Here is a 14,404-nt window from a genome sequence, read left to right as displayed (position 1 = left end):
TCTGCCCTTGCCCTATGGCTACACCAGCGACTTCCGATCGCGTCAACGAAAGCACTGGCGATTCAGCCAAAACGGCTGCCCCTGCCTGTGAATTCCGGCCGGGTCTCGAAGGTGTTCCCGCAACCCAATCGGCCATCAGTTATGTGGATGGCAAAAACGGCATCTTGGAATATCGAGGGATGGCGATCGAGGAGTTGGCGCAACATAGCACCTTCCTGGAAACCACCTTTCTGTTGATTTGGGGCTGTTTGCCCACCCGGGAAGAACTGGAAGAATTTGAGCATGACATTCGCTATCACCGGCGGGTGAAGTTCCGGATTCGGGACATGATGAAATGCTTCCCGGAAAGCGGCCACCCGATGGACGCGCTGCAAGCTTCGGCGGCGGCCTTGGGGCTGTTTTATTCGCGGCGGGCCCTGCCCAACCCGGCCTACATCCGCCAAGCGGCCATTCGGTTGCTGGCGAAGATTCCAACGATGGTGGCGGCCTTCCAATCGATCCGCAAGGGCAATGACCCGATTCAACCCCGGGATGATTTGGGCTATGCGGCCAACTTCCTGTACATGCTCAATGAGCGCGAGCCGGCTCCCCTGGCGGCCCGGGTGTTTGACACCTGCTTGATCCTCCATGCGGAGCACACGATCAACGCATCCACCTTCTCGGCCATGGTGACCGCTTCCACCATGACTGACCCTTACGCGGTGGTGGCTTCGGCGGTGGGCACGTTGGCGGGGCCGCTCCACGGCGGGGCCAATGAGGAAGTGATCGATATGCTGGAGGCGATCGGCTCGATCGAGAATGTGGTTCCCTACATCGATCGCTGTATCGCGGAAAAGCAAAAAATCATGGGCTTTGGCCACCGGGTTTATAAGGTCAAAGACCCAAGGGCCACGGTGCTGCAAAGCCTCGCGGAAGAACTGTTTGACAACTTGGGCCGCGACCAATATTACGACTTGGCCTTGGAAGTGGAGCGCGTCGTGTCCGATCGCCTGGGCCACAAGGGCATTTACCCCAACGTGGACTTCTACTCGGGCTTGGTTTATCGTCGCCTGGGCATCCCGACGGATCTGTTCACGCCGGTTTTTGCGATCGCCCGCGTGGCCGGGTGGTTAGCCCACTGGCGCGAACAACTGTCCACCAATCGCATCTTCCGGCCCACCCAAATCTACACGGGTGAGCATGGGGCATCGTACCAGCCGATCGAGCAGCGCCAATCTCTCGTGCGGTTTGATACGCTTGCCAACTAGCGCTGCCCTTAGGCGCTGCCGTTCATGGACTTAATGCGATCGCTCCCCTTGGGGCTGTATCTTGAACAACCGGTCACTTGGCTCCATCGCCTGGATTCTCGGGTGAAGCTGGGTTGGCTGCTGGCTTTCCTGCTGATGCCCGTTTTGGCCAGCGGGGTGGCCCGGTTGGGGTTAGTGGCCCTGTTGGTGCTGTTGACCGTGGGGGCCGGAATTCCCTGGCGAGTTTGGCGACAGCAGTTGGTTTGGTTGTTGCTGGTGGGCTTTTTTGCCACCTTGCTCACGGCCCTGTCTCCCGATGGCTATGGCCTGAAATATCAACCCCGATCGCCTGCGGACTTGAATTGGTCAAGTTTGAATTCGTCAAATAATCAAGACCCGGCCAGCGGTTCAGCCCCAGCGGGCCAGGCGATCGCCCCTGAAGCCTTGCCCCAGCCCACCCAATATCGATACTGGTTGGTACAACAGGGCTGGTTGAAAGTGTCCCGGCGATCGCTGGGTTTGGGCGTGCGGGTTGGCAGCTTGGTCTTCATTTTGATTTACAGCACCACGCTGTTTTTGTTGACCACGGCTCCCGAGGAAATTGCAGCGGGTTTAGAGAGCTTGATGGCTCCTTTGGGACGTTTGGGCCTGCCCGTGGCAGAAGTGACCCTGACGTTGACCCTTTCCCTGCGGTTCATTCCGCTGGTGTTGGAAGAGGTGCAAAATCTGGTGCGATCGATTCGTACCCGTGCCATCAACTGGCGGCGGCTGGGCTGGCGCGGCACGATCAAGATTTGGCTGATTTTGGCAGAACGCTTGCTGGAAAATCTGCTGATGCGGGCGGAACAGATGGCCACTGCCATGCAAGTACGCGGGTTCACCAGTCCCGATCGTCATTCTTTGCCCCTGTCTGTGCCTCGGCTGCGGGCCCGGGATGGGGTGGCGATCGGGGTGCTGTTGTTGATTGTTGGGGCGCGGCTCTGGTGGGGGTGGCAACCTTAAAATCAGGGGGCAAATTAGGGAGCGACCCATCATTAATCCCGTCATCAAAACGTCAGATTAGCGTTTTGGGGATTGCACTCCAGAAAAAATTGCACTCCAGAAAATTGTATGCGTTACTGAGAAAGCCACCCTTTTTTGGGACGCTTGCGAAACGGCCCGAGCAGCGACTATGGATTTAACGCCCCCTTGCCCTGATTCTGACCAAGACTGGACGACGGTTAATTTTCCGGGAGCACTGTCTTTGGAAGCATTGGTTGAGGATGGAGCGGATGGCGGAGCGGATGTGGCCCTGGATCACCTGGCCGATCGGGGCGATCGCATGGAAGCGGGGGCGAACCCGGGTTCGGAGGTGAGCAACTCCCCAATCACCCATCCGACCAGCACCAACCCAGCAGCAACGGGGCCGGCGCGATCGGGCACGGACGTTTTGCAGCCCTATTGGTCAGGCAATCGGCCAGCCCGATCGCCTGCGGAGTTACCATTCCAGCGCGAGGAACCCAACCACGGTGGCTCTCGGTTGAGGGGGTCTCGGCCCAATGATGCCGCTTTGAATGGTTCCCGATTGGGTGACTCTCGACTGCGGGGCGATCGATCCTCAGGCGGTTTGCCCGCCGGGCCCACGGATGTGGCCCAGTTGGTGGCGGTGGCGGAGTCCCTGAACCAAGAAAACGAACAATTGCGACAACAGGTGACCCGGCTGGAAACGGCGGTGGCGGAATGCCGGGCCACGCTTGATTTGCAACAAATGCGGGCCCAAACCCAACAGGCCCTCTACGACGCGCGATCGCGAGATTTTGAGAGCACCAAACAGGAAGCGACGCGCTTGGCCGAAGCCTTGGCAGCGGCCCAAACCCAGTTGGCCCAACAGGATCAGGAGCGGGCGGAATGGGTGCAGCAGGAAGCCTGCGATCGGGGACGCATTGCCCAACTGGAACGGGCCTGTGCATTGCTGCAAGAGCAGTGCTTGAAGCAAGCCGATGAGCTGATGCAACTGCAAGGGCGGCAACAGGACTTGCAGGAACGACTCAAGCGCCAACAACGGCAAACCCTGCAACTGCGAACCGCCTTGGAACAATGCCTGGAGCAGGAATATGGGCGATCGGTGTTGCCGCCCCTGAACGAAACGGAACCCCGATCACTGGCGCATCCGTTGGCCCTGGCGCAATCTGAGCCGTCTTCCTTGGGCAGTGATGCTTTGACTGATGATCAAGGTGACTTGACTGATAATCAAGAGGATCAATGGGTTGATCAGGACTGGACTGATCAGGACTGGGCTGATCAAGATTGGGCAGTAGCGGTAACCCCGCCCCAAACACCGGAGCCACCTGCGGAACAGCCGGCCGACCCGATCGATGCCATTCGGACTGAAGAAATTTTGGCCTTGCTGAATTGGGACCTAGAGCAAACCGCTCCCAATTTGTCCTATCAAATTCGGCAGCGAGCGCAATTGGCAGCGATCGATCAAGCAACAGCCGATCACGCACTAACTAATCAGGCACAAGACATTACGCCCAAGGCTTTGCCCCCGATCGAGTTCGATGGGGCGGCCTCCGAGTGGGAATCCCTGCCGGACGCGGTTACAACCGATGACCTTGCTGGCCTGGATCGCGATGGCCTCGATGATCTAGCCGATGCCCTGTGGTTGAGTGATTGGCCCCGCCCCCTCAGTCCTACGGAACAAAGCGATGTGTTGGCCCGGTTGATGGCCTTGGCGGAAACAGAGGAAGCGGATTTGCCCAGCCCTCTTTCCTCCACGCCGGCCCCCGCTCCGAGGCGATCGATCCAACTACCCTTGACCGAATCGCACCACAGCAGCTCGCCCCGATCGCTGGCGAATTTAGGGATGATCGAAGCCGAATCGGCCCAGCTCGATCGCCCGGCCCGCCCTTTGATTGACTTGTATCCCATTGACTCCCATTCGCCGGACTTCGATCCGCTGTCGGAGCCTGATCGATCGGATCGGAGCGATCGATCTCGGCAACCGGATTCGATTGAACCCATTGATCTTGAACCCATTGATGGGGAAGATTTAGCAACACCTTTGGCAGAAGTGCTGTCCTTAGAAGCGGAGTTGATGGATTGGCCGGCGCGATCGACTCCGGTGGCGACCTCGGAACCGTTGCCCCAATGGCCCGCGCCCACCTTGGCCAAACCTCGCAAGCGGCGCGATTCGCTGGCCGCCGTTGAGTTGCCCAAGTTCTAGGCAATAGTCCTAGGGTGCTCGGTGATAGTTCTAGGCGATTCCACTCCTTGAGGTGTAGGGGGAACGGTAAGGGTGGCAGAACCCTGGAGTGATCAACATGCCCGCTTTCATCAGTCCCTACGATCGCGCGGCTTACTCCCGATCGGAACCAGGGTGCTGGTGGCGGTTTCTGGCGGCCAAGATTCGATCGGCCTGTTGCGGTTGTTGGTGGATTTACGCCGCCTTTGGCACTGGGAATTGGTGGTGGGGCACTGCAACCACGGTTGGCGCTCCGATGCGGCCGCCAATGGGGACTTCGTGATTCAATTAGCCAACGATTGGGGGTTGCCTGCCGTCCTGGCCATTTGGGACGCACCCCAAGCCAACGAGGCGGCCGCCCGCGCCTGGCGGTACGATGCCTTGAGCAGCTTGGCCCAACAGCATCGTTGCAGCACGATCGTGACGGGACACACGGCCAGCGATCGGGCAGAAACCTTGTTGCATCACCTAATTCGCGGCAGTGGGGGCGATGGGTTGGGGTCTTTGGATTGGCAACGATCGCTCGGGTCGCTGCAATTGGTGCGCCCGCTGCTGGATTGGACCAGGGCAGAAACGGCGGAATTTTGCCAAACTTGGCAGTTACCCCGCTGGGAAGACAGCACGAATCAGGATCAGCGTTATTTTCGGAACCGGTTGCGATCGCAGGTGTTGCCCCTGTTGCGAGCAGCGTTTAACCCCCAGGTGGAACGCCACTTGGCCCAAACGGCGGAACTGTTGGCTGATGAGGCCCAATGGTTGGAACAGCTCACTGCCCAATGGCTGGAGACCCATGGGCACGATCGCGCTGGGCCCGGTCGGGGCAATGGGGGCGATCGGCTCGATCGCGCTCAACTGCAACGGGAGCCGATCGCCCTTCAGCGGCGGGTGTTGCGTCGCTGGTTAACCCAACAAACCGCCCGATCGCCCACCTATGCCCAAGTGGCGGCGGTGTTGGCTTTGGTGAACGCCCCCCAGGGCAGCCAAACCCGTTCCCTGCCTCAGGGGGCTGTGGTGCGGGTGCTTGATCGTTGGCTGATTTGGTTGCCGGCCGAGTCTTCCAGCGGTCAAACTGAGCAGGGCGATCGGTCACTGGGCTGACACTGGGCTGATCAGTTGATCAAAAGAGCAATCTTGATCGAAGGAGCGATCGAGGAGCCGATCAAAAACTGATCGAGAACCGATCAAGGGCTGGGGAAAGTTCTGCGCTCCTGAACCCGTTAGCTGCCACCCGATCGCTCGCCGTCTTCGCCAACGAATGCTAAAAACGAATGGACGCAAGAGCAGCTTGCCGCCAAACGACCTCGCCAAGAACGAATTTCCACCCAAATTTCAGCCAGCATTTCAACCATATTTCCCTGCCATGTCCGCGATCGAATCCCACTTCCGCAATCGTTCCCTGGCCATTGCTGCCGTTTCCGCCGTTGGCCGCTGGGGGTTAGCTGGCTCGATCGTCGCCCTGGCCATGGGATTTGCCACTCCCGCCCAGGCCAGCGACTTTAACCAAACCACCTTCAACCGGCGCAACTTGGTGCAAAGCAACCAATGCCCCAGTTGCAACCTTCAGGGCAATGATTTGAATGGGTTGGATCTGCGAGGGGCCAACCTGCGAGGGGCCAACCTGCGCGAAACGCTGATCATTCGGGCTAACTTGCGGGGAGCCGACCTGAGCGGCGCGGATCTGCGGGGCGCTTACCTGTGGGGCACGGATTTAACCGGAGCACGCCTCGATGGGGCGAACCTTTGCGGGGCGATCGTTCCCAGTGGTGCGCGATCGAACGTGGGCTGTGTGGACTTTTCCAGCTCTGATTTTCGGCCCTCGCCCCCAACGGCCAGTGGCCCGCAAGTGCTGTCTTTGAATGCAGCCGGGACGGCCGGCCTGGTCACCGGCACGGTCACGAGCGATCGCAGTGATGTGTGGTTGGTGAATGGGCGGCCCGGGCGAATGCAGGTGCTGATTTCCTCCCGCAATAGCAATGCTCGCTTTGATGTGTTGGGGCCCGATGGGTCTCGGTTGGCCACCAATACGGGCGAAGCATTCATTGAAATTCCCAGCGAAGGGCAATACCAAGTGGTGGTCAGCAGTTTACGTGGCCCGGAAACCTATGAACTGTCGGTGGAACTGTCCCCGATCGAGCAGCGGGCCCAAGCTACCAACCGCGACGAGAGCAATCCTTGGGAGCGCGAGGTGGTGACTCGTCCTTTTCAGGCGGGCCCCACCCTGGCCAATCGCTCCAACACCTACGCCCTGTCGATCGACCCCCTCAGCCGCTACGGTACGGCCCAAGGAGAGGTGACCAGTGGCGAGCAAGATATCTGGCAGGTGGATTTACCGGCCGGGTCGGTTGAAATCCGGCTTGATTCTTACAATGGCCGCGCCAGGTTCGACTTAACCAACGATGACGGCCGCGTCCTGGCCCGCCAGGTCAGCAAAACGCGCTTCCGGGCCCTGGAAGACGCTCGCTATGACATTTCCGTGGGCACGATGGGCGGCTTTACCAATTACCGACTCTGGGTCAGCTTCGATCAATAATTCGATCAATAACTTGATCAATCAGCTCCACCAGATCCGCAGGAAAATCCATAGGTGCAAGATGCACAAATTGGCTCCTTGAGGCACATTGAAAGAGGCACGTTGACAGGCTGTTGACAGGATTCAGTTTCAGTGATCGATATTCGGTTCGGTATCGATATCGATCGATAGTGCTTGTCGGTATTGATCATTCGGTATTGATCATTGGGACTCATCATCATGACCGATCGCCACTGATCAGCAACGCAGTTGTTTCCTCAGGGCCGAAATTCCCCGTGAGGCTGGGAAAACTATACAAAACAAGCTCTAATTGCCCGAGCTAATTGCCCGAGCTAATTGCTGCCCGCCACCATAGCCCTGAATTGCTAAACAATTGCCCATGGAGCCTCTGCTGAGTCCCGTTTTTGGGATGTATGACTGGTCGTTGGTTAGTGCTTCGCTGGCGATCGCGATCGTCGCATCCTACACGGCCCTCGATGTGGCGGGCCGGTTGCGCCTGGCCCAAACCGTGCGCCAACAGACGCTGTGGTTGGTCAGTGGCAGCCTGGCCATGGGGGTGGGCATTTGGTCCATGCACTTTGTGGGCATGTTGGCCTTTCAGTTGCCCATGGCCGTTCACTACGACCTCAACACCACGTTGCTGTCCTTGTTTTGGGCCCTGATCGCCTCGGGGATTGGCCTGTATGTCATGAGCCGCAGCACAGTGCGTTTTTCACTGTTGGTGGGGGGGCTATGCATGGGGCTGGCGATCGTGGCGATGCACTATACCGGCATGGCAGCGATGCAGTTGCCTGGCGAGGTTCACTATTCCTGGCTGGGGGTTGGTGCTTCTGTGGTGATTGCCCTGGTGTCTGCCTATGGGGCGGCTTGGCTGTCGCTGCGGTTGGGGCGATCGGGCGTGGAAGCGGCTGGCAGTGGCGTTCCCTTTACCTGGCAGTCCCTCAGCAGCGCCATCATTATGGGTTGCGGAATTGGGGGGATGCACTACACCGCCATGACCAGCACGCAGTTTTGGATGGTGAATCACTCGGTTTTTGGGTTTTCGGAACAGACCCCGGATTTCCCGATCGGGAGTGGGGGTCTCAGTCAGCCTTCCAACTTACCCAGCATCACTTCAGCGGGGTTGGCGGTGGATGTGGCCTTGGGGGCGATCGTCATTTTGGTGATTGCTCTGGCCATTTCAACGTTTGAGCGGATGCTCGATCGACAGCGAGTGCGGGAGCAAACCCTCAGCGAAAGTGAGATGCGGTTTCGACTGCTGATCGATCGCCTGCCAACGGGGGTGTTGCTGGTGGACGCGGGTGGGCGCATTTTGTCTTGCAATCCCATGGCGGCCAAGTTGTTGGGCACTTCTGTAGAGGCCCTTCAGGGGCAAATTTTCCATGCGGGGTTGCCCACCCTCAATCCGAATGACTTCACCCTTGGCCAAGATCTGATGCCACTTCAGCAGATTTTGGCGTTGGGGGAGCCGGATGCCACCGTGCCCGATCGCCCGATGGTGAACCGAGGCGTGGGCAACCTGCTGAAAGCCAATTTCACCGGCTTCAGTTCCAGCTTCAGCGCCAGCTTGGGTTGGGATGGGGGAGAAACTGGCAGCGGTGGGGCCACCAATCGATCGGCGGGGCAATCTTGGACAACCGATCGCACCACCAATCCCCAATGGCGCTTGGCCAACACCATCTTGAGCTTGAACGAAGGTGAACAGCGGCGCTGGTTGTTGGTAAATGCGGATCCAATTCTGAATGAAGATCAGCAGGTGGAGCGGGTGGTTTGTTCCCTGACGGACATTACCGATCGCCGGCTGGCTGAGTTAGCCCTCCAAAAAACTGCCCGCCGCGAAACCACCATCGCCCGCGTGATTCAGCGAATGCGGCGCACCCTGGAGCTGCAAACCATCCTGGACACCACCACCAGCGAGCTTCAGCAAATTATTGAGTGCGATCGCGTTTTGGTCTACCGCTTTGAGCCGAACTGGAGCGGGCGAGTGGTTTCGGAGGCCGTGGTTCCCGGTTGGACACCGGTTTATAACAACACCACCATTGAGCGAATTGCGGTCGATCGCCCGGAATGCATTATCAAAACGATCGATAGCCAAAACCTGTTGATTCAAGACACCTACCTCCAGGACACCCAAGGGGGCAGCTACCAAACCACCCGCAGTTGTCGCTGTGTCAGTGATATTTATGCCTACGGTTTCGATGATTGCTATCTCCGATTGTTAGAGGCCTTGGAGGCCAGGGCCTATATCATCGTGCCGATTTTCTGCCGGGAACAGTTGTGGGGCCTGTTGGCTTGCTACCAAAATGGCCAGCCGCGCAGTTGGACGGAGGTGGAAGTGGCCAGCGTGGTGCGGATTGCTGAGCAATTTGGCGTGGCCGTGCAACAGGCCGAACTGCTCGCCAAAACCCAACAGCAAACGACCGAACTGTTGGCCGCCAAGGAAGAGGCCGATCGAGCCAACCGGGCCAAAAGTCACTTTTTAGCCCAAATGAGCCACGAACTCCGCACCCCCTTGAATGCGATTTTGGGCTTTACCCAACTGATGGCGCGTGATCCGTCCCTTTCCCTGACCCACCGCCAGCAGACCAATATTGTGAACCGCAGCGGCGAGCATCTCCTGGGCCTGATCAATAGCATTTTGGATATGTCCAAAATCGAAGCGGCCCAAATGACGCTGCAACTGGAACGGTTTGATCTGCACCGGTTGCTAGACACCTTGCAAGACCTGTTGACCGTGAAGGCGGAAAGCAAGGGGCTGGTGTTGCTTTTTGAGCGATCGGCCACCCTGCCGCAATTTGTGATCACAGATCAGAACCGATTGCGGCAAATTTTGCTGAATCTGTTGGGTAATGCGTTGAAATTTACCGATCGGGGGCGGGTGATTTTGACGGCGCGGGAACTGTCAACCACCCCGATCGGGGAGCGATCGCCACTGATCGCCGAGACCCCGCCCACCCGCGAGACCGACCCCGCCGCCATTGGCCTGGAGTTCAACATCAGCGACACGGGGCCGGGCCTATCTGCCGAAGAAATTGCCCAATTGTTTCGGCCCTTTGAGCAAACAGCCGTTGGCCAGCGATCGGGTCAGGGAACCGGGTTGGGCCTGTCCATTTCTCGGGAATTTGCCCGCTTGTTGGGCGGCGACATCTCAGTTTATAGTCAACCGCAAACGGGAGCCACCTTCACGGTCACGATCCAAGCCCAGCGGGCAGAAATCAGCGGCACGATCGACTCCGCTTCCCAGCAACCCATCCTGCGGCTGGCTCCGGGGCAACCGGCCTATGTGATTTTGGTGGCCGATGACCATGCGGACAGCCGCGCCCTGCTCACGGACTTGCTGAATCAAGTGGGCTTTCAGACCATCACCGCCATCAATGGTCAAATGGCTGTCGAACTGTGGCAACAGCACCACCCCCAGGCCATCTTTATGGATATGAAAATGCCTGGTTTGGATGGTTACGCGGCTAGCCGCCTGATCAAATCCCAGCCTGGCGGCCACCAAACTCTGATCATTGCCTTAACGGCCAGTGCTTTTGACCAAGATCGAGCGGCAATTTTGGCGGCCGGCTGTGATGATTTGATTTGTAAGCCTTTTAACTTCACCGATCTGCTGGAGTTGCTGGGTCAAAAATTAGGAGTGCAATACCTCTACCAAGCGCCTGCGGAACCGGAACCCAACACCGCCCCGATCGATGCGGATCCCCATACCTTGCTGACCCAACTGGCAAGCTTGCCCGATCCTTGGCAACAACAATTCCGAGCGGCCGTCACCCGAGGCAGTGATAGCCAAGCCTTACAGCTTTTGGAGGCGCTGCCGGACAGTGCCAACGCCTTGCGGCAAGTCTTCAGCCAATGGATTGACGGTTTGCGGTTCGATCGGGTGTTGGAATTACTGGATGAAGCGCAATCCGCCCCCTAGATCAGTCCGTTTGTCTCAACATGCCGCTTGAGTTGTTGCCCGCCATGTCACATCCCCCATCTGACCAGCCACCACCGGACTCGCCTGCCGCCACTCACACACCGCTTGCGGGGCACTTGCCCAGGGGCGTGAGTGAATTCCAGGAGCCTGGCCTGGATCGATCGAGCGGCTGGCCCCACGCCGACCAACCGCTCGATCGACCCGCGGCCGCTGCGGTGATCGCTCCCGATCGGGCTGCGACCTCTGCAATGGCTGGCATTAATGCTGACATTAACGCTGACACCCATATCGAGCCAGCTAGTTTTCAACAGGTGGATCTCCAGCCGGCCGATATCTTGATTGTGGATGATACCCCCGAAAACCTGAAGCTCTTGGCAGCCCTCTTAGCCAGTGAGCACTATCAAATCCGCAAGGCGATCAACGGTTCCATGGCCTTGCGGGCCGTGGCCGCCGACCCGCCAGATTTGATCCTGCTCGATATCATGATGCCGGACATGGACGGCTACAGCGTTTGCCAGGCCCTGAAGGCGGATCCCAGCACGGCCGACATTCCCGTCATTTTTCTCAGTGGCCTCAGTGATGCCTTCGACAAAGTGCGGGCCTTTGAAACGGGTGGCTCAGACTACATCACCAAACCCTTCCATGGCCAGGAAGTGCTGGCCCGGGTACGTACCCACTTACAGGCGCGATCGGCTCAGCAGCGAATGGCCGAGCTGAACTTGGACTTGGAACGGCGTGTGCGGGAGCGCACTTGGGCCCTGGAGCAGGCGAATGCGGCCCTGCATACGGAAATTCAAGAGCGCCAACGGCTACAAGAACAACTGATGGATCTGGTGCTGCGGGATGACCTTACGGGGTTGCCCAACCGGACTGCTTTTACGCGGGAGTTGGCGGAACGGTTTCAAGCCGCTCGCCAAGCCCAAGCCGATCGGGTAGCAGTGTTGTTTGTTGACTGCGATCGCTTCAAAGTGGTGAACGATTCCTTGGGGCACTTTGTGGGCGATCAACTGCTAATTAGCCTGGCTCAACGGCTTCAGGGCTTACTGGAGCCGCCCCACCTCATGGCGCGATTCGGAGGCGATGAATTCACCCTACTGCTACAGGGGCCCGATCCCCTCGCCTTGGCCCAAACCTATGCCGATCGGGTCATGGAAGCCTTGCAGCGATCGTTTAAGCTCCAGGGCCATGAAATTTTCACCAACGCCAGCATTGGCATTGCCGTAGACTCCGACAACTACAGCCATCCGGAACACTTGCTGCGGGATGCCGATGCGGCCATGTACCAAGCCAAAACCATGGGCCGGGGTCAATACCAACAGTTCAACAAAGCCATGCATCGCTACGCCCTCCAGACCCTGGAGATGGAAACCGAGCTGCGCCATGCCCTCCAAAACCAGGCGCTGCAAGTGGCCTATCAACCCATTGTTTGCGTGGCCACGGGGGAGTTGGCCGGTTGCGAAGCCCTAGTGCGCTGGCCCCATCCCGTTCATGGTTATGTGCCCCCTTCGATGTTTATTCCCGTCGCAGAAGAGACAGGATTAATTGTGGCGATTGGGGAATTTGTGTTAACCGAAGCGCTGAAACAGATCCAACAGTGGAATCGCGATCGACCCCGCGATCGACCTTTATTTGTGAGCGTGAATCTTTCGGTTCGCCAAATTAACCAACAGGATTTTTTGGAAAAATTCAATCAAATTGTTCAAAATTTGGCCGCAGATCTCTCCTGTCTCAAGCTAGAAATTACCGAAGGGGTATTTATGGGTCATACCCCTCAAAACATTGCTGTTTTGAATAATTTGCGCGATCGACAAATTCAAATTTGTGTCGATGATTTTGGAACGGGCTACTCATCCCTGAGTTATTTACAGAAACTGCCCGTGGATATTCTCAAGATCGATCGCTCCTTCATCACGCCCCTGGATGAGTCCCACGAACGGGGCGAACTCGTGGCCGCCATTATCCACATTGCCCAAACCATGCAAAAACAGATTGTGGCGGAAGGCGTTGAAACGATCGCTCAACTCCAAAAATTACAAGAATTTAAATGTGACTTCATTCAAGGCTATTGGGTGGCTAAACCCCTCACGGTTGCCGAAATGGAGAATTTTTTGAGCGACTATCCCATTAAATCCTGGTCTCGTCAGGGTTGATATTTATTTCCTGAGTTTTGCCGATGAATGCCACGGTTGCACCCGCGATGTCTACCCAATCGGACACAAAAGAGGACATTCTGATTGTTGACGACACGATCGCCAACATCCAGTTCCTATCGTCCCTCTTAGTAGAACAGGGTTACTTGGTTCGCAAGGCCCTCAATGGTCCGATGGCTTTGCAATCAATCCATGCCGATCCGCCTAGCCTGATTCTGTTGGATATCAACATGCCGGGTATGAATGGCTATGAAGTTTGTCGAGTCCTCAAGGAAAATGATCAGCTTAAAAAGATTCCAATTATTTTCTTGAGCGCCCTGGATAGTGCCCAGGATAAAGTGCAAGCCTTTCAAATGGGCGGCGCTGACTACATCACCAAGCCTTTTCAGTTAGAAGAAGTCATTGCCCGCATTGAAAATCAGCTTGCTCTGAAGCGGGCCCAGGAGAGTCTTCTTGCCCAAAACTTAACCCTGCAAAGGGTTTTGGAAGAATTGCGCCAAACCCATTTGCGACTACTGCAGCAGGAAAAAATGGCCAGCATTGGTCAGTTGGCTGCGGGAATGGCCCATGAAATTAATAATCCCCTGAGTTTTATTGCGGGTAATTTGTCGCCTGCAAGGGAGTATTTGGCCACGCTGTTTGAGTTGCTGGACCAGTATCAAGCGGCTTGTCCTAATCCGCCGGAGTCGGTGCAAAGGATTCTGAAAGAAATTGATTTAGAGTTCATTGCCCGTGACTTTAAATCACTGGTGGATGCGATGCAAAATGGGGTCGATCGCATTCAGTCAATTATTCTGGCTTTGCGCATTTTTTCGCGATTAGGAGAAGCCGAAATTAAGTCGGTGAACTTGCATGATGGGCTGGATAGCACTTTGCTGTTGCTGAATCAACCCTTAGCCGATTTAAAAATTCGCGTGATTAAAACCTATGGAGATTTGCCGCCTGTGAAGTGCCATGCGGGCCAGGTGAATCAGGTTTTTTTGAATATTCTGAATAATGCGATCGAGGCGTTGAGTTCTGCGGTGCAAAAACAGCAACTTCAAGAAGATCCAACGATTTGGATTTGTACCGAACGCACCAGCCCCACCACCATTCAGGTGCGAATTCGGGACAACGGGGTGGGAATTTCCCCAGAAGTTCAGCGCCAATTGTTTGACCCCTTCTTCACCACAAAACCGATCGGGCAAGGGGTGGGCTTAAATTTGGCCAGTAGCTATCAAATCATCGTGAATCATCACCACGGTCAATTAACTGTTGAGTCAGCCAAGGGAGTGGGGGCTGAATTCTGCATTGAGTTGCCGATCGCCCTGCGTGCCGAGGCCGTTTAAACCAATAAACTGTGGTTTGGCTAGCAAG

Annotated in this window: 8 protein-coding genes; all 8 read left to right on the top strand. The window is 56.9% G+C overall.

Annotated elements, in window-relative coordinates; all coding sequences use genetic code 11:
- The first annotated feature begins 14 nt into the window (after positions 1 to 14).
- Positions 15 to 1,247 carry a citrate synthase gene (locus tag ACZA91_RS00770; RefSeq protein WP_190530020.1) on the top strand — a complete coding sequence of 411 codons (1,233 nt, stop codon included), beginning with the start codon at positions 15 to 17 and terminating at the stop codon, positions 1,245 to 1,247.
- A gap of 24 nt (positions 1,248 to 1,271) precedes the next feature.
- On the top strand, positions 1,272 to 2,228 hold the full coding sequence (locus tag ACZA91_RS00765; protein WP_463184219.1) for an energy-coupling factor transporter transmembrane component T family protein: 957 nt from the start codon (positions 1,272 to 1,274) through the stop codon (positions 2,226 to 2,228).
- A 169-nt stretch (positions 2,229 to 2,397) separates the two neighbouring features.
- Positions 2,398 to 4,431: a hypothetical protein gene (locus ACZA91_RS00760; protein WP_463184218.1), complete on the top strand. Its 2,034-nt coding sequence runs from the start codon at positions 2,398 to 2,400 to the stop codon at positions 4,429 to 4,431.
- A 72-nt stretch (positions 4,432 to 4,503) separates the two neighbouring features.
- Positions 4,504 to 5,547, top strand: a complete 1,044-nt coding sequence (gene tilS, locus ACZA91_RS00755; RefSeq protein ID WP_463184217.1) for a tRNA lysidine(34) synthetase TilS — start codon at positions 4,504 to 4,506, stop codon at positions 5,545 to 5,547.
- Between the two features lie 262 nt (positions 5,548 to 5,809).
- Complete coding sequence (locus ACZA91_RS00750; RefSeq protein ID WP_463184215.1) at positions 5,810 to 6,979, top strand: pentapeptide repeat-containing protein; 1,170 nt, start codon at positions 5,810 to 5,812, stop codon at positions 6,977 to 6,979.
- A 379-nt stretch (positions 6,980 to 7,358) separates the two neighbouring features.
- Complete coding sequence (locus ACZA91_RS00745; protein ID WP_463184213.1) at positions 7,359 to 10,898, top strand: MHYT domain-containing protein; 3,540 nt, start codon at positions 7,359 to 7,361, stop codon at positions 10,896 to 10,898.
- A 44-nt stretch (positions 10,899 to 10,942) separates the two neighbouring features.
- Entirely contained in the window at positions 10,943 to 13,048 is a 2,106-nt protein-coding gene (locus ACZA91_RS00740) for a putative bifunctional diguanylate cyclase/phosphodiesterase (RefSeq protein WP_463184212.1), read from the top strand.
- A 23-nt stretch (positions 13,049 to 13,071) separates the two neighbouring features.
- The gene (locus tag ACZA91_RS00735) at positions 13,072 to 14,376 is read left to right on the top strand and encodes a hybrid sensor histidine kinase/response regulator (RefSeq protein WP_199291530.1); all 1,305 of its coding nucleotides are present in this window, start codon (positions 13,072 to 13,074) and stop codon (positions 14,374 to 14,376) included.
- Positions 14,377 to 14,404: the final 28 nt, after the last annotated feature.

The organism is Limnothrix sp. CMB-01 (genome assembly GCF_055193175.1).
This window is presented reverse-complemented; position numbering and strand designations above follow the sequence as displayed.